Origin of the sequence: Nocardia sp. NPDC058640, from assembly GCF_042716995.1 — a bacterium.
Taxonomy (GTDB): domain Bacteria; phylum Actinomycetota; class Actinomycetes; order Mycobacteriales; family Mycobacteriaceae; genus Nocardia.
This window is the reverse complement of record NZ_JBHXRG010000019.1, coordinates 75,470-94,893: the sequence shown is the minus strand read 5'-3', so window position 1 is coordinate 94,893 and position 19,424 is coordinate 75,470. Positions and strand designations below refer to the sequence as shown.

The following is a 19,424-nucleotide window of genomic DNA, read 5'->3' as shown; positions in this document are numbered from 1 at the left end:
CGTCGAGTTCGGTAGATGCTCAGGCGGATTAGATCTTGTCTGCGCGCGAGGCTGTTCCCCATACCGCCAGGACGATGATCAGTGCGAAGGCGACCAATGCTGTCCCGGTGCGTAGGAAATGGAAGATGTCCCAGCGGGTGAGCAGGGTGGCGTAGTCGGTGGGGACGCCGTCGACGGCCCAGTCGTTGATCTGGTAGTTGATCGGGACGTTGCCGAGGCGGGTGATGAGGAACGACGCGACTACGAACACCGTGGCTGCCGCCGCGAGTAGGCGATCGTGGCCGGTCGAGATGACTGCCAGGGCGAGGCAGGTCAGGGCGGCGGCGGCCATGGTGAGTTGCATGCTGATGCTGTTGTTGCGCATCAGTTCGGTGTGGAATTCCAGGCGCATCTGGAGGGGGACTCGGTGAAAGGTGGGGATCAGGTTCGCGGCGCCGTAACTGAAGGCGCCTACGAGCAGGCCGGTGGTGAGCAGGGCGATGGCGCGGATGGGGGCGGATCTCATGCGGCGATGCTCTCAGGTCGGACAGGCGCGGGGGTTTCGGTGATGCGCTTGCCGAGGGTGATGAAGAAGAAGACCAGGCCTATCGTCAGGATGATGTGGCCACCGCCTGCGAAATGTGCTGCCAGTTCAGGGGTTTCGTGGCCGAGGACCGTGCGGGTGCCGCGGATGGTCATCACGGTGACGGTCAGTGCCAGGCCCGCGTTGTAGGTCCAGAAGAACGGGGTGAACAGGGTGCCCGCCGACAGGGTGAACAGTTTTTCCAGGGCCAGCACGATCAGGAAGAACAGCATGCCCAGTGCCAGCAGGTGGGTGTGGACGAGGCCGAGTTGGGATTCGCCGGTGAAGTCGTTGAGCTTGGTGATTTCGCGGTAGTACAGACCGGAGAGCAGGCCGACGATCATGTACGTGTGCGCGGCGTAGTAGAGCTTTTTCATCGGGGTCCTCAGTACGAGACGGTGAAACGCTGGTTCACGAAGGTGCTGTTTTGCAGCGCGTCGACGACGGCGCTCGCGTAATCGCCTACGGTGATGCGGCTTTCGCCGTTGGCGTCGGTGAGCGGGGTGTCGCGGGCTTCGGCGCGGTAGGTGCCGGTCGCGTCGCCGGGCAGCAGGTGCACCGGTGGTGGGCTGACGTAGGACCAGCGGATCGAGGTGGTGGAAGCACGGAAGATTTCCAGTGCTTCGCCCTGGTCGCGGGCGGTTTCCAAGTACTGGGGCGGGAAGTTGGGGGAGTCCACGAAACGTTGTCCGGGTGCGTATTCGAGGCTGCCGCCACCGCCGAGGAAGATCAGGCGGTCCACGCCTGCGAGGGGGAGGGCTTCGAGCAGGGTCTGCGCGCCGCGGGGGACCAGTCGGTCGTCGCCCTTGATCGCTACGACGACGGCATCATGGTCTGCGACAGCGTTTTTGACCGAGGCGGGGTCGGTGACGTCCACTGTGGTTCGGTCCAGGGGTGTGACCCGGAGCCCGCGGGCGGTGGCCTCGCGGACGACCGCGCTGCCGAGGTTGCCTTTCGCGCCGATGACAGCGATCTTCATGGGCTCGGTTCGATGCACCCGAGCAACGAAATCGCTGATGAGGGGGGCGATTTCGGGAAGGTTCTCCTCGAGTGCGAAGTGGCCCGTGTCCAGTACATGGACGGCGGCATCGGGAACATCGCGCAGGTAGGCGTACGCACCGGCCTCGGGGAAGAAGGCGTCGTTGCGGCCCCACAGCACCAGGGTGGGCGGTTGGTTGTCGCGCAGCCACTGCTGCCAGACCGGGTAGAGCGCGAGGTTGGTGTGGTAGTTCAGGCCGAGCTGGACCTGGGCTTCCTTGCGGCCGGGCAGGTCGAGGAAGTGCTGGTCCAGGGTCCAGCCGTCGGGGGCGATGAGCTCGGGATCGGTTGTGCCACCTTCGTATTGGCTTCGGGTGACGGGCAGTTCGAGGATCTGTCGCACGTTGTCGGCGCCGCCGGGCACGTCCGGGGTGTTCGCGGTCATAGCGCGGGCTACGTCGGACAGGCCCTCGTCGTAGGTGTTGGCGTTCTGGATGATCAACCCGGCGATCAGTTCCGGGCGACGGGTCGCCAGGCGCATTCCCACGGGACCGCCGAAGTCGAAGGCATACAACACAAATCGCGACAGACTGACTGCATCGACGAACCCTTCGACGATGTCGGCGAGCCGCTCGAAGCTGTACTCGAAATCCGCGGGGGTCTCGGTGTGCCCGAACCCGGGATAGTCGGGAGCGATCAGCCGGTATCGCCCACCGAGCGCGTCCATGAGTCGACGGTACTGATGCGAGGCTGACGGAAAGCCGTGCAGCAGAAGCAAAGTCGGCGCACCCTGCGGTCCGGTTTCCCGGTAGAAGACTCGCACTCCGTCGACCTCGACGAACCGGTGCTTGATGTGCGGGAACACCATGTCAAAACCGACCTCTCTGAACGTTTTTCGTAGACGAATCTATGATTGAGCGTTCCCCGGAAGTGATCAACGACAGATCACCCAAGGATCGTTAACCAGCGGGCAAGGATCACGAGGACGACAGTGGAACGAAACGAGATCGAGGCGTTCCTGACGCTGTCGGAGGAACTGCATTTCGGCCGCACCGCCGAACGCCTACGGGTGTCCACGGCACACGTCAGCAAGACGATCAAAGCCATCGAACGCCAGGTCGGGGTACCACTGTTCGAACGGACCAGTCGCAAAGTGGCGCTCACCGCGGTCGGCGTGCAACTGCGCGAGGAACTGCGCCCCGCCTACGAGCAGGTACAACGCAGTATGCGCAACGCCAAGCTGAACGGGCGTGGCATCGCAGGGACCTTGTGGGTGGGCTACTTCGGGTCCGCCGGGGGCCGGTACCTGCTCGAGCTGGGCGAGATCTTCCACGCCCGCTACCCCGAATGCGAGGTGCGGATCGCCGAAATGCAGCTCAGCGACGGGGCGAGCAGGCTGCGGTCGGGCGAGGTCGAAGCCCTGCTGTGCTGCTTCCCGATGTGCGAGCCCGACATGGCCATCGGGCCGCCGCTGATCTCCGAGGACAAGATGCTCGCGGTGCCGTCGAGCCACGAGTTCGCGCGCAGAGAATCGGTCTCCCTGGAAGACCTCGCCGACGTGGCGATGATCCAGAACCCGCCCGGACTACCGGCTGACTACGACGAATTCCACCATCCCAAACGCACCCCGTCGGGCCGACACATCCCACCCGGCCCCACCGCGTGCACCTTCCAGGAAATCCTCGCCCTGGTCGGCGCGGGCAAGGGCGTCTACCTCACCACCACCCAGGCCCCGCTGTTCTACCAGCGCCCCGACGTCACCTTCATCCCCGTCACCGACGCCCCACCCCTGCAATTCGGCCTCGGCTGGATGACCGCGAGCCTGACCCGGCGCGTCGAGGCGCTGGTGCAGGTGGCGGTCGATCAGCGCGGGGAGTGAGACTTCGCTGCTCGGTGTCGGCATCGCCGCAGATCGGCGGCCTATATTATGGGTCATACAATAGTTGCCGGACGAGGTGAGGCGGGCGAATGGCGGCGCGAGTGACTACCCGGCAGAAGATGCTGCTCGGCGGGGTCGAGTTGCTGCGGGAGCGCGGGGCGGCGGGGGTGACCATCGATGCGATTCTGGCTCGGACCGCGACGCCGCGTGGGTCGGTGTATCACCACTTTCCCGGTGGTCGCGGGCAGATCATCAGTGAGTCGCTGGATCTGGCCGGTGACGCGATCGCGGCCATCATCGACGAATCGCTGAAAGACGGGCCGGTCGCGGGGCTGGAACGATTCGCCGCGTTCTGGAAGCAGATTCTGCGCGACAGTGACTTCGAAGCGGGATGTCCGGTGATCGCGGTGGCGGTCGGCGGGGCGCCCGATGACGAGCTTTCGCACAAGGTGGCCGCGATCGTGCAGCGGTGGCAGACCAGTTTGCGCGCCTGTCTGGTCACGGCCGGGCTCTCGCCGCAGCGGGCGGTTCCGCTGGCGACCATGGCGATGGCCTCCATCGAGGGAGCGGTCATTCTGTGCCGGACCACGCGCACGATCACCCCGCTCGATGACGTGATCGGCGAGCTCACCGGGATGCTGGCGATAGTTATTCCGCGTCGATAGCCGACTCGATCGCCAGCAATTGGCGCAGCGTCGCGAGTTGCTGGTCGAAGTCGCCGTCGAGTTTGGCCAGCAGGCTGGTGATTCCGGTGGCTCGGTACCGGTGCAGGCGTTCGGCGATCATCGCCGGTGTGCCGATCAGGTTGGTGAGCTGGCCCAGTTCGCGGGGGACCGCTTGTCGGGCGGCGTCGCGGTCGCCGGATTGCCACAGCGCGGCGACTTCGGTGACGGCGCTGCCGAATCCGAGTCGGGTGAAGGCGTCGTTGTAGAAGTTTCGGCCGCTGCCCATCGCGCCGATGGTGAACGCGTAACCCTGCGCGTGCCGGGCGATCGCGGCGGCCGCGGTGTCCTCGTCGGCGGTGATCTCGACCGCGACCGGGGCAACCAGATCGAGGTCGGTCAGTGATCGGCCCGCGCTCTCTGCCCCCTCGCGCAGTGGGTCGAGGAAGATTTCGGCGGCTTCGGGGATGAAGGCGTTGGCCAGCCAGCCGTCGGCGAGTTCGCCGGTCAGGCGCAGGTTTTTCGGACCCATGGCGGCGTTGTAGATCGGAATGTGCGCGGGTGCGACCATCGGCTGCAGCGCGCGTCCCGGACCGTCCGGCAGTGGCAGTGGGTAGATCTCGCCCGCGTGCTCGAGCCGTTCGGCGCGACTGACGGTCCGGATGATCTCGATGGTTTCGCGGGTGGTCTGGATCGGCTGCCGGAACCGGACACCGTGCCAACCCTCCATCACCCGCGGGCCGGAGACACCGATGCCGAGATCGAATCGTCCGCCGGAGAGTTCGTGGATGCTCAGCGCCGAGGTGGCCAGCAATGCTGGTGTGCGGGAACCGAGTTGGACCACGAAGGTGCCCAGACGAATCGTCGAGGTTTTCGCCGCCAGGTACGCGAGCGCGGTGAGCGCGTCGTAGCTCCAGACCTCCGGGACCCACAGCGAACGCGCGCCGGCTTCCTCCGCGGCGACCGCGAAGTCGATCGCGCCGGGCAGTCGCGGCTCGATCAGAACACCGATGTGCATCACGCCTCCTCGTGGATGAATTATGCTCTACAACATAACTTCACTGGCACCAGAGTAGAGGAAGGTTCGCTGTGCGCTACCGCGACTGCCCGACGATCGAAGTGACCGAGCGAGTCCCCGGCGATCCGGCCACCGTCTGGGCCTTGGTCACCGATATCGAACTGCCGGTCCGCTGTGCCGGCGAGCTGGCCGAGGTCGAGTGGATCGGCCCGATCGACCGGGTCGAAGTCGGCGCGCGATTCCGCGGGCGCAACAGCCACCCTGCGCTGGGCACCTGGGAAACCGAATGCGAGATCGTGGAGATGGAACCGGGCCGCCGCTGGGTGTGGAACGTTTTCGGGCCCGACGGGGTCAGCGCCACCTGGGGTTTCGAGGTCGATCCGGCACGGGAGGGGACGCTGGTGCGGCAGTGGGCCAAGCTGGGCCCCGGTCCGTCGGGGTTGTCGTTGGCGATCGCGGCGAAGCCGGAACTGGAGGGCCGCATCGTGGCCCGCCGCCTGGTCGAGTGGGCCGACAGCATGCGCGCCAACCTTGCCTGGGTTGGCGCGCAGTGCACTACCGAGTAGCCAGCAGCTGCTCGGACTTGGTGTGCTGCTTGGACTTTCCGCGCAAGGTCAGCGTGTAGACCAGGGCGGCCGACGCGGTGGCGGCCAGCAGTAGGTAACCGAGGGTGTAGTCGTGCCAGTGGCTGTAGGTCAGGCCCATGACCAGCGGCGGGAAGTAGCCGCCGAGGCCGCCTGCGGCGCCGACCAGGCCGGTGACCGTGCCGACCTTGCTCGGGTCGACCATCTTCGCCAGCAGGGCGAACACGCCGCCGGTACCGAGGCCGAGGAACAGGGCGGTCAGGACCAGGCTGGCGCCGGCCGCTAGTTCCAGGGGCGGGCCGAACGAGAGGACGACCGCCATGGTCGCCGTGCCCGCGAAGGCGATGGCCAACACCATGATCGGGCCGATCTTGTCCGACAGGATGCCGCCCAGTGGGCGGGCGGCGACACCGGCCAGGGCGAAGCCGGCGGTGCGCAGGCCCGCGTCGGACTGGGCGAATTCGTAGACGTTGTGCAGCACGGTCGGCAGGTAGGTGGAGAACGCGACGAAACCGCCGAAGGCGACGGCGTACAGGAACGCGCCCTGCCAGGTGGCCTTCATCTTCAGCGCGGCGCCGATGCGGGGAAGGGCGGGAGTGGTGGCCGGAGTCCAGTTGGGTGCGTCCTTGCTGAACAGGTACATCGCCACACCGGCCGCTGCCAGCGCGATCGCGATCAGCACATGGGTGGTGCCGCGGCCGAACCACTCGACCAGTCGCGGGGTGAGCAGGGCCGACAGGGCCGTGCCGCCCATGCCCGCACCGAAGATGCCGGTGGCGAAACCGCGACGGCTGGGCTCGTACCAGTTGTTCACGAACGGGACGCCGACGGCGAAGGTGGTGCCCGCGATGCCGAGGAAGAATCCCCAGAAGATCAGGGCCCCATAGGAATTGGACCATCCGACCATCAGCACCGGGATGATGCTGACGAAGCACAGGATCGTGAACATGCGTCGCCCGCCGTAGCGGTCGGCCAGGACCCCGACCGGGATGCGGCCCAGCGAACCGACCAACACGGGGGTGGCCACGAGCATGGACTGCTGGCCCGCCGACAGCGAGAGCAGTTTCGTGTACGAGGTCGAGAGTGGGCCGATGAGATTCCAGGCCCAGAAGGTGATGCCGAAAACGAGGGTCGCCAGGGCAAGATTGCGTGACTTCACTTGAGCTCGGTCCTTTCTGCGAGGCAGGTTTACGTGAGGAAGTAGGTGAGCAGGCCCGCGACGGCGCCGCCGAGCAGTGGCCCGCAGACGGGGACCCAGGCGTAACCCCAGTCGGGGTCCTTGTTGGTGGCCGTTACCGGGGCTCGGAAACGGTCGGGGATCGAAACCGGCGAACCGACGGTGACCAGGGCGCGCGGCGACACCCGACTGGTGGGCAGCAGGGCGTAGGCCAGGCGGGGAGCCAGGTCGCGGGCGGGGTTGATCGCGTATCCGGTCGGCCCACCCAGCGACGCGCCGATCCCGACAACCAGCAGCGCCGCGGCGAGCGGGCCGAGACCGCTGGGTGTGTGACCCAGCGACAGGATCACCAGGACCAGCGCGAACGTCGCGATCGCCTCGGTCACGAAGTTCCAGCGGTGCGACCGGATCGCGGGGCCGGTCGCGAACACGGCCAGCTTGGTGGCCTCGTCGGGTTCGGCGTCGAAATGCTGTTTATAGACCGCGAACGCGGCGCACGCACCGAGGAACGCGCCGGTGAACTGCCCGGTGAGATACGCCGCGGTGTCGGCGACGTTGACCGGGATGCCCGGCGCGAATTCGGTTGCGCCGCTGGTGATCATGCCGATGGTGACCGCGGGGTTGAGGTGGCCGCCGGTCTTGTAGGCGGCGTAGACCCCGGCGAACACGCCGATGCCCCAGCCGACACTGATCAGCAGCCAGCCGCCGCCGATCCCTTTGGATTTCCGCAGGGACACATTGGCCACCACCCCGGCACCGAGCAGCAGCAGGATGCCGGTGCCCAGCGCTTCGCTGACGAAAATCTGGCCGAGGTTCATAGCCAGCGCGCGGTGACCAGGCGGGCCGCGTTGGCGGAGACATCGGTGGTGGCCTGGTTGGCCGCCAACTCCGCGTGCACGCGGTCGAAGTAGGCGTTGACCTCGGTGTCGACGCGATCGGTGTCCCAGCCCAGCGGGCCCGCGACCAGGCGGCCGATGTCCTGGGCGGCGGCCAGGCCGCGGTCGGGGACTTCGATCGAGATGCGGGTGCGGCGGGTGAGCAGGTCGTCCAGGTGCAGCACGCCTTCGCTGGTGGCCGCGTATACGACCTCGGCGGCAAGGTAATTCGGTGCGCCGTCGATCGGGCGGGCCAGGCTCGGGTTCGCGGCGATGAGGTCGAACAGTTCGGTGACCAGTGATCCGTATCGACCGAGCAGGTGCTCGATGACCTCGGCCGACAAACCGGTCTGTGCGACAAGGTCTTCGGGATCGGCCAGCAGGGTCGCCCGCAGTTCGAAGTAGCCCTGCGCGCCGAGAATCGGCATGAACTCGGTCGCCGACGGGGCGACCGCGCGATTCAGGCGTTGCGCGGCGGCGTCGACCACGTCCTTCGCCATCACCCGGTAGGTGGTGTACTTGCCGCCGGCGATCACGAACAGGCCCGGCGCGGGTTCGGCGACGGCGTGTTCACGCGAGAGCTTCGCGGTCTCCTTGGTCGCACCGGTCATCAGCGGACGCAGCCCGGCGTAGGTGCCGACGATGTCAGCGCGCGTAAGAGGCTCGCGCAGCAGCGAATTGACGTGATCGAGGATGTACTGCACGTCGGCGGCGCTGGCGGTGGGGTGGTTCTTGTCGAGGGACCATTCGGTGTCGGTGGTGCCGATGATCCAGTGCTGCGCCCACGGGATCACGAACAGCACCGACTTCTCGGTCCGCATGATCAGGCCGGTGTCCATGTTCAGCCGGTCGCGCGGCACCATGATGTGCACGCCCTTCGACATCTGTACGTGGAAGGGGAATTCGACGCCGGTCATCTCGATCATGTCGTCGGTCCACACGCCGGTCGCGCTGATCACGGTCTTGGCCTTGATCTGGTGCAGGCGCCCGGTTTCGGAGTCTTCGACCATCGCGCCGGTGACGCGTTCGCCCTCGCGCAGCAGGCCGACGACCGTGGTGCGGGTGAGCACGGTGGCGCCTGCGTCGGCGGCGGTGCGGGCCAGCATCATGGTGTGGCGGGCGTCGTCGACCTGGGCGTCGTAGTAGCGGATCGCGCCGGTCATCGCGTCCTCGGTGAGCGCGGGCGCCAATTCCAGTGCCTTGGTGCGGCTGAGGTGCTTGTGCATGGGCACCGAGCGGGCGCCGCCGAGGGTGTCGTAGAGGGCGATGCCCGCGCCGATGTAGGCGCGCTCCCACACGCGATGCTGCAGCGGGAACAGGAACGACACGGGCTTGACCAGGTGCGGGGCGAGCGAATTCAGCAGCAGCCCACGCTCTTTCAGAGCTTCACGCACCAGTGCGAAGTCCATCTGCTCCAGGTAGCGCAGGCCGCCGTGGATGAGTTTCGACGAACGGCTCGAGGTGCCTGCGGCGAAATCCCTTGCCTCGACCAGGGTTACGGACAGGCCACGCGAGGCGGCGTCGAGGGCGGCACCGGCGCCGGTGACACCGCCGCCGATCACGAGGACGTCGACCTCGGTGTCGTCGAGGGTGGCGATCGCGGCGGCGCGGTAGGCGGGGCTCAGGCGGGTGGTGCGGGCATGGCTGGTCATCGGGTGCTCCTTGGGAAAAGTGTGAAAAGTGGTGGTGGGGCGCGTTATACGTCGACCCAGTCGAGGGTGCGGCCGACCGCGTTTTTCCAGCGGGTGTAGCCGGTGGCTCGCTGTTGCGCGGTCCAGGTCGGCTCCCAGCGCCTGCCTTCATGCCAGTTGGCGACCAGTTCGTCGACGTCGGACCAGAAACCGACCGCCAGGCCCGCGGCGTAGGCGGCACCAAGGGCCGTGGTCTCCGCGACCGCGGGGCACGACACCGGCACGCCGAGGAAATCGGCCTGGATCTGCATCGCCAACTCGTTGGCGGTGACGCCGCCGTCGACCCGCAAGGTCGCCAGCTCCACGCCGGAGTCGCGCTGCATCGCCTCGACCACATCGCGGGTCTGATAGGCGATGGATTCCAACGTGGCCCTGGCCAAGTGGGCGTTGTTGCTGAAGCGGGACAGGCCGACGATCGCGCCACGCGCGTCGGGTCGCCAGTACGGGGCGAACAGTCCGGAGAACGCGGGCACGAAGTACACGCCGCCGTTATCGGGCACCTTCGACGCCAAGTCCTCGACATAGGCGGTGCCGCCGATGATGCCCAGCTGATCGCGCAACCACTGCACCGCCGAACCGGTGACCGCGATCGACCCCTCCAACGCGTAGACCGGCTTCTGTCGGTCGAACTGGTAGGCGACGGTCGTCAGCAGCCCGTGCGTGGAGTGCACGATCTCGGTGCCGGTGTTGAGCACCAGGAAATTGCCGGTGCCGTACGTGTTCTTCGCCTCGCCCGCGCGGAAACACACCTGCCCGACGGTGGCGGACTGCTGGTCGCCCAGCACACCCATGATCGGGACCTCGCCCTTGAACGGGCCGTCGGGATTGGTGAACCCGAAGGTGGTCGGATTCGACGACGGGGCGATCACCGGCAGCATCGCGCGGGGCACGTCGAACAGGGCGAGCAGGTCGTCGTCCCAGGTCAGCGTCTCCAGGTTCATCAACATGGTGCGCGAGGCGTTGGTCGGATCGGTGAGATGCAGGCCGCCGTTGACGCCGCCGGTGAGGTTCCAGATCAGCCAGGAATCGATGGTGCCGAACAGGGCGTCACCACGCTCGGCGTCGGCGCGCACGCCCTCGACGTTGTCGAGAATCCAGCGCAGTTTGCCGCCGGAGAAGTAGGTCGCGGGCGGCAGACCGGTGAGCTTGTGCACGAAGTCGGCGTGGCCGGTGCGGTGCAGGTCGGCGATGATCTTGTCGGTGCGGGTGTCCTGCCACACGATCGCGTTGCCGTAGCAGCGCCCGGTATGCCGGTTCCAGACCACGGTGGTCTCGCGCTGGTTGGTGACGCCGATCGCGGCGAGGTCGCGATGGGTGAGTCCGGCACCGGCCAACGCGCTCTTGATGACGGTGCGGGTGCGCTCCCAGATCTCGTCCGGGTTGTGCTCCACCCAGCCGGGTGCGGGCAAGATCTGGTCGTGTTCGAGCTGATGACGGGCGACGATCGCGCCGTCGTGGTCGAACACCAGGAATCGGGTGCTGGTCGTGCCCTGATCGATGGCACCCACGTACTGCTGCGTCATGTGCGGTCCTTTCCGACGGGCTCGTCGTTGGGCCCGCCGCCCGGCAATCACCGGGTTACACATTCGACGCTAGGAACTCGAGACGTCCCGCAGCAGCTACCCCGTTCGACAATGTCGAATTGTGGCCATCCTCACCAGCCCCGACGCTCCGGGCGCGACCCCATCAGCTCGTCCTGCTTGGCGCTCGAGCGGGACCGGTAGACGATGTAGGGCCGGTAGAAATAGCTGATCGGGGCGCTGAACGCGTGCACGAGGCGAGTGAACGGCCAGATCGCGAACAGCGTCAGCGCGATCAGTACGTGGATGTGGAACGACGTCGGCGCTTCGGCCATGAGGTCGCCGCGCGGTTGCAGGATCCAGATCGAGCGGAACCACGGCGACACGGTTTCGCGGTAATTGTGCTCGGGGCCGACCGCGCCGGAACCGATCAGCGTGGTGGCAAGGCCCGTCACCAGCGCCGAGAACAGGACCAGGTACATGATCTTGTCGTTGAGGGTGGTCGCGGTGAACACCGGTCCGTGGCGGCGCCGCCGGTAGATCAGCAGCGCGAGGCCGGCCAGGGTGGAGACCCCGGCGATGCTGCCCAGCGCGATGGCCTGGATGTGATAGACGTGCTGGCTCATCCCGATGGCGTCGGTCCACGATTCGGGGATGACCAGGCCGATGATGTGGCCCACGATCACCACCATCATCCCGTAGTGGAACAGCGGGCTGCCGATGCGCAGCAGCTTGGATTCGTACAGCTGCGAGGAGCGGGTGGTCCAGCCGAACTTGTCGTAGCGGTAACGCCACCAGGTGCCCACGATCAGGATCGCCAGGCTCACGTACGGGACGATGTTCCAGAAGGTCGTCACCGGAGTCCTTTCGCTACAGCGGGTTCCCGGTCGGTGCCGGTGCGACGTGGGGGCACGGTCAGGGTGAAGGGGGCCAGGCCGACCGATTCGGCGGCGGGGCCGGTGTCGACGAGCCTGCGCGCCCAGCCCAGATCGGCGTCGTTCGCCGGTGGCAAAGTGGCGGTGACTGCGGCCACTGTCGGTGCGTAGAGCGAGTTTTCGTCTTGCAGGGCCATGCCGATCGCATGGATTGCGCGGCGGTTGGCCGACAGCAGGGCTGCACCGGCGATGGGGTCGACGGTGGCCGCGAATTCGAGGACTACGGGCAGGTGATCGGGGACCTCGCTCGACGGCGGTGCGACGCCCGCCGCCCGGTAGGCCTGGGTGAAGGTGAGCATGGCCATGCCGCGGTTGCGGGTGTCGCCGTCGGTCCAGTAGGTCAACAGCAGTGTCGCCCGTCTGCGCAGGTCGAAGGTATCGACATACTGTTGTGCCGCAGCGGTTTCCGTCAGGGCGCGCAGGGCTTCGGCGGTGTCGAGCAGGGGGCGCGACTGTTCGGCGGGCAGGTGCGCGGTCAGTTGCGTGACCAGGTCCAGGCGCGCGCGCTGTTCGGCGTCCGGGTACGCCAGCAGCAGCGATGCCGCCTGCCAGGTCAGGCGATGTTCGGCGGACCGGCGGGCCGTGCGTGTGCGCATCATTTGCCGCCGCCGGGGAACATTCCGTCGGGTGCGCCCTTGCCGTCCCAGTTGAGCAGGTTGACCCGGGAGGAATTGCTGCTGTCCACGGATTCGCTGGTCTGGCGTTGTTTGAGCGCCTGGAAGGTCTCCACCGCGACCGGCACCGGTTTGCCGCTGGTTTCGCCGAACGGTCCCGACGCCTGTTCGTACATGCCGGGGCCGCCGTCGAAATCCAGGGCGCAGTCGGTCATCGATTCCTCGAGCTGATGGCCCTGATCGGCATAGGCCGACGGAATCACATACCGGTCTTCGATTTTCGCCAGTGCCAGCAGTCGGTACATGCGGTACATCTGTTCTTCGGTCATGCCGACGGCTTCGGGAATATGGGCCTGCGGTTCACGGCCGAGATTGATATCGCGCATGTAGGAACGCATCGCGGCCAGCTTGCGCAACACCAGGGCCACCGGTTCGATATCGCCGGCGGTGAACAATCCGGCCAAGTACTCCAACGGAATTCGCAGCGAATCCAGCGCGCCGAACAGGTTGCCGATGTCCTCACCGTCGTGACCGTCGCGGCTGACCGCGTCGACCACCGGCGACAGCGGCGGGATATACCAGACCATCGGCAGGGTTCGGTATTCCGGATGTAGCGGCAGTGCTACCCGGAAATCCTTGATCAGGGCGTGGATCGGTGACCGTTGGGCCGCCTCGATCCAGCTATCGGGAATGCCCGAAGCCTTCGCTCCCGCAACCACTTCCGGGTCGTTGGGGTCCAGCATCACGTCCATTTGCGCCTCGTACAGGTCGTGCTCGTCGGGCACGGCCGCGGCATCGAGCACTCGGTCCACGTCGTAGAACACCAGCCCGATATAGCGCAACCGGCCCACACAGGTTTCCGCGCACACCGTCGGCAACCCGACCTCCACGCGCGGATAGCAGAACGTACATTTCTCGGCCTTGCCGGTTTTGTGGTTGAAATACACCTTCTTGTACGGGCAGCCGGAAATACACATCCGCCAGCCACGGCACTTGTCCTGATCCACCAGCACGATGCCGTCCTCGGTGCGCTTGTAGATCGCTCCCGACGGGCACGACGCGACACATGCCGGGTTCAGGCAGTGTTCGCAGATGCGCGGAAGATAGAACATGAACGTGGACTCGAGGTCGGTCTTGACCTTCTCGCTCACCTTCGCCAGCACCGGATCTCCGGGCAGGATCTCCGGCGAACCGGCCAGGTCGTCGTCCCAGTTGGCCGACCAGTTGATCTTCATCCGCTCGCCGGTGAGCAGGCTGCGCGGCGCGGCGACCGGGATCTGGTCGCTCAGCGGGGCATTGATCAGATTCTCGTAGTCGTAGGTCCACGGCTCGTAGTAGTCGTCCATCGACGGCATCTTCGGATTGGCGAAGATATTGGCGAGCTTGGCGAAACGATCACCGCCCAGCAGCCGCAACCGACCCTTCTTCAAGGTCCAGCCGCCGCGCCATTTCTCCTGATCCTCGTACTGCCGCGGATAACCCTGTCCCGGCCGGGTTTCCACATTGTTGAACCACACGTATTCGGTACCGGACCGGTTGGTCCACGCCTGCTTGCAGGTCACCGAACAGGTGTGGCAGCCGATGCATTTGTCCAGGTTCATCACCATCGCCAATTGCGCCATGACCTTCATCAGTACGTCACCTCCTGGCTGCGGCGACGGACCACGGTTACCTCGTCGCGTTGATTTCCGGTGGGGCCGAGATAGTTGAACGCGAACGAGGTCTGGGCGTAACCGCCCGCCAGGTGCGTGGGTTTGATCAGCAGCTGCGTGATCGAATTGTGAATGCCGCCGCGGGTTCCGGTGGTATCCGACAGCGGGACATCGATGGTGCGTTCCTGTGCGTGGTAGACGTAGACCACGCCTTCGGGCATGCGCTGGGAGACCACCGCGCGGCACACGTACACGCCGTTGCGGTTCAGCGCCTCGACCCAGTCGTTGTCGCTGACGCCGATCTTGTCCGCGTCGCCAGGACTCATCCACATCGTCGGACCGCCGCGCGACAGCGACAGCATCAGCAGGTTGTCCTGATATTCGGAATGGATCGACCATTTCGAATGCGGAGTCAGATAGCGCAGGGTCAGGCCGACGCCGTTGCGTTCACCAATTGCCGGTTCGCCGAACAGCTTTCCCATATCAAGGGGCGGCCGATAGATCGGCAGGGCCTCGCCGAGTTCCTCGATCCAGTCGTGGTCGACGTAGAAATGCATCCGGCCGGTGAGCGTGTGGAACGGTTTGCCGAATTCGATGTTCTGGGTGAACGGGGCATAGCGGCGGCCGCCGGTTTCGCTGCCCGACCATTCCGGGCTGGTGATCACGGGCACCGGGCGAGATTGGGTCTCGGCGAAGGTGATTCGACGTTCCTCGCTGCCCTCGGCCAGCACGACCATGTTGCAGCCGGTTCGCCGGTCGAGCTCCTTGAAACCTTCCACCGACAACCGGCCGTTGGACGTTCCCGAGAGCATGAGGATGGTCTCGGCGGCCTTCTCCGCGGTGTCCATCGCCGGACGTCCCACTGCCACACCGGCATTCATGACCCCGTGCAGGCGGGCGAGTTCGGGGACTTCCTGATCGGGGAAGGTGGTGATGCCCTTGGTGGTCAGGCCCAGCTTCTCCACCAGTGGTCCCAGCGCGGTCCATTTGTCGGCCACCGCGGCGAAGTCGCGTTCGACCACCGCGATGGGGCCCATCGTCTTCCCTGGCACGGGCACCTCGCCGGTGTCCTGCCAATTCGATTGCGTGCCATGGGGATAGGCCATCGCGCCCGGGGTGTCGTGCTGCAGGGTGCCGAGGACCACGTCGGTTCTGGTGCCGAGATGCTTGGCCGCCATCGACGAGAACGCGCGGGCGATCGCGCCGAACGCGTCGAAGTCGGACCTGGTTTCCCACGGCGGGTCGATGGCGGGGGTGAAGGCGTTCATGAAGGGGTGCATGTCGGTGCTGGACAGGTCGGCCTTCTCGTACCAGGTCGCCGCGGGCAGCACGATGTCGGAGAACAGGGTGGTCGAGGTCATGCGGAAGTCGATCGACATCAGCAGATCGAGTTTGCCCTCGGGGACTTCGTCAGGGGACACCACGTCGACGGGGCGATCCGCGGGCGCGGCGATGGTGTTGCGCACGTTCGAGGCGGTGCCCAGCAGGTGCTTCAGGAAGTACTCGTTGCCCTTGGAGGAGGAGCCCAGCAGATTGGACCGCCACACGCTGAGCACGCGGGGCCAGTTCTTCGGGTTGTCGGGATCCTGGACCGCGAATTTCAGTGCGCCGCTGTGTAATTGGTTGGCGGTGTAGGTGGCGGGATCCTCACCTGCCGCCTTCGCCTCGTCGGCCAGCGTCAGCGAGGAGCGGTCGAACTGGGGGTAGAACGGCGTCCAGCCCATCGCCACGCCCGCGCTCATGATGTCCATCGTGTGCTTGTCGCGGAACAGGCCGCGGCCGGTAGGGGAGGCGAGCACGTCGGCGCGGTAGCCGTCATAACGCCACTGGTCGGTGTGCGCGTACCAGTAGGAGGTGCCCGCCATCAGGCGCGGCGGGCGCGACCAGTCGGTGCCCATCGCCACAGTCGCCCACCCGGTCACCGGTCGGCACTTCTCCTGGCCGACGTAATGGGCCCAGCCGCCGCCGTTGCGGCCCATCGAACCGGTGAGCAGCAGCATCGCCAGGATCGCGCGATAGGTGGCGTCGCCGTGGAACCACTGGCAGATGCCGGCACCCATGATGATCATGGACCGGCCACCGGAATCCACGGCGTTGTCGGCGAATTGGCGGGCGATCCGGATGACCTGCTCGGCGGACACGCCGGTGATCTGTTCCTGCCAGGCGGGGGTGTAGAGACTGTCGGCGTCGGTGTAATCGGCGGGCCACGCACCGGGCAGCTGCTCGCGGCCCACGCCGTACTGGGCCAGCATCAGATCGAAGACCGTGCACACCGGGCGGCCGTCCAGGATCAGCACCGGCACGCCGCGCTCGATGGTCTCGCCGTGGCCGTCGAGCGTGTCGAAGCGGGGCAGGGTGACGGTCGCGGCCTTCAGTTGCGCGCCGCGCACATCGGCGACGCTGAGCACCGGCTGCAGATCGCCCAGCTCCAGGTTCCACTTGCCTGCCCCGTCGGGGCCGAAGCGGAAGCCCAGCGAGCCGTGCGGGATGACGGGGCGACTGGTGACGCCGTCGATGAAGATCGGTTTGAACGCCGCGTTCTCGTCGGTGCTGCCCAGGTCCGAGGCGGTCAGGTTCTTGCCTGGCACCAGCCGGCCGTCGCGCTGTTCCAGGCTCACCAGGAACGGCAGGTCGGTGAACTTCTGGACGTAGTCGACGAAGAACGGTTCGCGCTTGCGCACGAAATACTCGGTGAGGATGACGTGCCCCATCGCCATGGCCATCGCGCCGTCGGTGCCCGCCGCGCACGGCATCCACTCGTCGGCGAACTTGGTGTTGTCGGCGTAGTCGGGGCTGATCGTGACGACCTTGGTGCCCCGGTAGCGCACCTCGGCCATCCAGTGCGCATCCGGGGTGCGGGTCACCGGCACGTTCGAACCCCACATGAGCAGGTATGACGCATCCCACCAGTCGCCCGATTCGGGCACGTCGGTCTGGTCGCCGAACACCTGCGGTGAGGCCACCGGCAGGTCGGCGTACCAGTCGTAGAACGAGGTCATCACGCCACCGATGAGCTCGATGAAGCGCGAACCGGCGGCGAACGACACCATCGACATGGCCGGGATCGGGGAGAAGCCCGCGACTCGGTCGGGACCGTACTCCTTGATCGTGTGCACGTGCGCCGCGGCGATCATCTCGACCGCTTCGTCCCAGGTCACACGCACCAAACCGCCCATGCCCCTGGCCTTTTGGTACGTGCGCCGACGATCGTCGTCGGCCTGGATGTCGGCCCAGGCCAGCACAGGATCGCCCAGCCGCTTCTTGGCTTCGCGATACATCTCGACCAGCAGGCCGCGCGCGTACGGATAGCGGACGCGAGTGGGGGAGTAGGTGTACCAGGAGAACGCGGCGCCGCGCGGACAACCACGCGGCTCGTAACCGGGTCGGTCGGGGCCCGCCGACGGGTAGTCGACGTCCTGCGCTTCCCAGGTGATGATGTCGTCTTTGACGTAGACCTTCCACGAGCACGAGCCGGTGCAGTTCACGCCGTGGGTCGAGCGCACCACCTTGTCATGGCTCCACCGGTTGCGATAGAAGATGTCGCCTTCGCGCCCGCCCTTGCGGGTGACGGTGCGCAAGTCGGCCGATTCCACGCCGGGGGTGAAGAACCGGCCACTGCGAACGAGCAGATCTTCGACGGGACCGCCGATTCGAGCTTGGGGTGCCACAGCTTCTCCTTCGACGAATCGGACCGAATTACTCGACGGCGCGCAGTTTGACCACGGTGTAGATCAGGGCCGCCAGCGCCGTCGCCGCGAGCAGCAGCAGGCCCACGGCGTAACTGTGACTGGCCTCGTTGTAGGTGATGCCCATGATCAGCGGCGGGAAATAGCCGCCCAGACCACCGGCCGCGGACACGACGCCGGTGACACTGCCGACACTGGACGCGGGCGTGCGCCGCGCCACCCACGCGAACACGCCACCGGTCCCGATCCCCAGGAACAACGCCAGGGTGATGAACGTGGCGGCCGAAGCGACATCGGCGGGCGGTTTGAACGCGGCCACCACCGCCATGACCGCGGTGCCCGCCAGCGAGACGACCACGATGTACTTCGGCGCGATCCGGTCCGACAGCGCGCCACCGACGGGCCGGGCGATCACCGCGGCGAGCGCGAACGCGGCGGTGCGGGTGCCCGCGTCCACCGAGGCGAACCCGTACACATTGGTGATGTAGGTGGGCAGATACGAACTGAACGCCACGAACCCGCCGAACACCACCGCGTACAGGAACGACATCTCCCAGGTCACCGCGAGTTTCATCGCCGCGCGCAGCTTGGGCAGCACGGGATCTGTACTCGGGGTGAAGTCCGGTGAGTTGCGCATGAACGCGATGCACGCACCCGCCGTCACCGCGAGCACGACCGCCACGATCAGATGCGTCGGGAACAGTCCGAACCAGTTCACGAAGCGCGGCGTGAAGAACGCCGACACCGCGGTCCCGACCATGCCCGCCCCGAACACGCCGGTGGCGAACCCGCGCCGCGCGGGCACGTACCAGGAATTGGCGAACGGAATCCCGACCGCGAAAATCGTGCCGGGAATACCGAGCAGGAACGCGAACGCCAACATCAGGGGATAGGACTCGACCTGCCCCGCGATCCCGACCGCGATCACCGGCACGATCGAGGCCAACGACACCCCGATGAACATCGTTCGCCCACCCAGCCGATCAGTGAGCGAACCGGACACGATCCGCCCCAACGACCCGACCAGAATCGGCATCGCCACCATGATCGAGGCCGCGGTACTGCTCAACGCCATGTGATGGGAATACTGCGACGACAACGGGCCGATCAGATTCCAGGCCCAGAAGTTCACCGCCGACGTCCACGTGGCAAGGGCGAGATTCAGGGTCGCCGACCCGTTGCGTACCGCTGGCTGTAGCGAGTTCACGTCGCTTAGAAAACCACAGAATCGCCCGCTGACGGCGGCAACACGCAACTTTTGGGCTACCCGGTGGAAATCGGGCTAGCTGCGGGTACTACTCGGTGGTGGTCCGGCGGCAAACTCGAACGGTTTCTAGCTGTTGCCGCCGCCGACAGCAACGGCCCGCTCCGGTGGGCGATATATCGCCGCAGGGAACGGGCCGTTCGATGCGCCCCCGGCAGGAATCGAACCTGCGACCTAGAGATTAGAAGGCTCTTGCTCTATCCAACTGAGCTACGGAGGCAATCGCATCCACCTTGGCCGAAGTCGGCGCAGGTGTCCAGTTCGAAAAGTATAGCGACCGGTCGGATGGGTGATCGGGGGCTGCGGTGGGACGCCCCATCGGGGCGT

The 19,424-nt window shown here is 66.4% G+C and carries 16 protein-coding genes and 1 tRNA gene; 3 read left to right on the top strand and 14 right to left on the bottom strand.

Going from position 1 to position 19,424, the window contains the following annotated elements:
- Positions 1-28 precede the first annotated feature (28 nt).
- From ACFWU5_RS20155 to ACFWU5_RS20145, 3 genes are read right to left on the bottom strand one after another with little or no spacing between them, the layout of a single operon-like run.
- Positions 29-505: an anthrone oxygenase family protein gene (locus ACFWU5_RS20155; RefSeq protein WP_379268224.1), complete on the bottom strand. Its 477-nt coding sequence runs from the start codon at positions 503-505 to the stop codon at positions 29-31.
- A complete protein-coding gene (locus ACFWU5_RS20150; protein WP_379268223.1) occupies positions 502-939 on the bottom strand; it encodes a DUF2871 domain-containing protein in 438 nt (145 codons plus the stop codon). The genes ACFWU5_RS20155 and ACFWU5_RS20150 overlap by 4 nt, the downstream gene beginning before the upstream one ends.
- Positions 940-947: 8 nt before the next feature.
- On the bottom strand, positions 948-2,408 hold the full coding sequence (locus tag ACFWU5_RS20145; RefSeq protein WP_379268222.1) for an alpha/beta fold hydrolase: 1,461 nt from the start codon (positions 2,406-2,408) through the stop codon (positions 948-950).
- A gap of 123 nt (positions 2,409-2,531) precedes the next feature.
- Between ACFWU5_RS20145 and ACFWU5_RS20140 the strand changes: the two genes are divergently transcribed.
- Both ACFWU5_RS20140 and ACFWU5_RS20135 read left to right on the top strand, forming a co-directional pair.
- Positions 2,532-3,419, top strand: a complete 888-nt coding sequence (locus tag ACFWU5_RS20140) for a LysR family transcriptional regulator (RefSeq protein ID WP_379268221.1) — start codon at positions 2,532-2,534, stop codon at positions 3,417-3,419.
- A 101-nt stretch (positions 3,420-3,520) separates the two neighbouring features.
- The gene (locus tag ACFWU5_RS20135; RefSeq protein ID WP_379268220.1) at positions 3,521-4,084 is read left to right on the top strand and encodes a TetR/AcrR family transcriptional regulator; all 564 of its coding nucleotides are present in this window, start codon (positions 3,521-3,523) and stop codon (positions 4,082-4,084) included.
- Here the strand turns inward: ACFWU5_RS20135 and ACFWU5_RS20130 are convergent.
- The gene (locus ACFWU5_RS20130; RefSeq protein WP_379268219.1) at positions 4,068-5,099 is read right to left on the bottom strand and encodes an LLM class flavin-dependent oxidoreductase; all 1,032 of its coding nucleotides are present in this window, start codon (positions 5,097-5,099) and stop codon (positions 4,068-4,070) included. The two genes, ACFWU5_RS20135 and ACFWU5_RS20130, sit on opposite strands and share 17 nt — an antisense overlap.
- A 71-nt stretch (positions 5,100-5,170) precedes the next feature.
- Between ACFWU5_RS20130 and ACFWU5_RS20125 the strand changes: the two genes are divergently transcribed.
- Positions 5,171-5,665: an SRPBCC family protein gene (locus ACFWU5_RS20125; protein WP_379268218.1), complete on the top strand. Its 495-nt coding sequence runs from the start codon at positions 5,171-5,173 to the stop codon at positions 5,663-5,665.
- Here ACFWU5_RS20125 and ACFWU5_RS20120 read toward each other — a convergent pair.
- The 10 genes from ACFWU5_RS20120 to ACFWU5_RS20075 all read right to left on the bottom strand — a co-directional run bounded on the left by ACFWU5_RS20120 (position 5,655) and on the right by ACFWU5_RS20075 (position 19,317).
- Positions 5,655-6,842 carry a nitrate/nitrite transporter gene (locus ACFWU5_RS20120; RefSeq protein WP_379244987.1) on the bottom strand — a complete coding sequence of 396 codons (1,188 nt, stop codon included), beginning with the start codon at positions 6,840-6,842 and terminating at the stop codon, positions 5,655-5,657. The genes ACFWU5_RS20125 and ACFWU5_RS20120 overlap by 11 nt on opposite strands.
- A 29-nt stretch (positions 6,843-6,871) precedes the next feature.
- The gene (locus tag ACFWU5_RS20115; protein ID WP_379268217.1) at positions 6,872-7,678 is read right to left on the bottom strand and encodes an MIP/aquaporin family protein; all 807 of its coding nucleotides are present in this window, start codon (positions 7,676-7,678) and stop codon (positions 6,872-6,874) included.
- Complete coding sequence (locus tag ACFWU5_RS20110; protein ID WP_379268216.1) at positions 7,675-9,387, bottom strand: glycerol-3-phosphate dehydrogenase/oxidase; 1,713 nt, start codon at positions 9,385-9,387, stop codon at positions 7,675-7,677. Before ACFWU5_RS20110 ends, ACFWU5_RS20115 begins: the two co-directional genes overlap by 4 nt.
- 44 nt (positions 9,388-9,431) lie before the next feature.
- Positions 9,432-10,949: a glycerol kinase GlpK gene (gene glpK, locus ACFWU5_RS20105; RefSeq protein WP_379268215.1), complete on the bottom strand. Its 1,518-nt coding sequence runs from the start codon at positions 10,947-10,949 to the stop codon at positions 9,432-9,434.
- A 131-nt stretch (positions 10,950-11,080) separates the two neighbouring features.
- The gene (narI, locus tag ACFWU5_RS20100; protein WP_379268214.1) at positions 11,081-11,803 is read right to left on the bottom strand and encodes a respiratory nitrate reductase subunit gamma; all 723 of its coding nucleotides are present in this window, start codon (positions 11,801-11,803) and stop codon (positions 11,081-11,083) included.
- The gene (narJ, locus tag ACFWU5_RS20095; protein WP_379268213.1) at positions 11,800-12,480 is read right to left on the bottom strand and encodes a nitrate reductase molybdenum cofactor assembly chaperone; all 681 of its coding nucleotides are present in this window, start codon (positions 12,478-12,480) and stop codon (positions 11,800-11,802) included. Before narJ ends, narI begins: the two co-directional genes overlap by 4 nt.
- Entirely contained in the window at positions 12,477-14,126 is a 1,650-nt protein-coding gene (gene narH, locus ACFWU5_RS20090; protein WP_379244999.1) for a nitrate reductase subunit beta, read from the bottom strand. The genes narJ and narH overlap by 4 nt, the downstream gene beginning before the upstream one ends.
- Positions 14,126-17,815, bottom strand: a complete 3,690-nt coding sequence (locus ACFWU5_RS20085) for a nitrate reductase subunit alpha (protein WP_379268212.1) — start codon at positions 17,813-17,815, stop codon at positions 14,126-14,128. Before ACFWU5_RS20085 ends, narH begins: the two co-directional genes overlap by 1 nt.
- 28 nt (positions 17,816-17,843) lie before the next feature.
- Positions 17,844-19,040 carry an MFS transporter gene (locus tag ACFWU5_RS20080; RefSeq protein WP_379245003.1) on the bottom strand — a complete coding sequence of 399 codons (1,197 nt, stop codon included), beginning with the start codon at positions 19,038-19,040 and terminating at the stop codon, positions 17,844-17,846.
- A 203-nt stretch (positions 19,041-19,243) separates the two neighbouring features.
- Positions 19,244-19,317: transfer RNA gene (locus ACFWU5_RS20075), tRNA-Arg, on the bottom strand.
- Positions 19,318-19,424 lie beyond the last annotated feature (107 nt).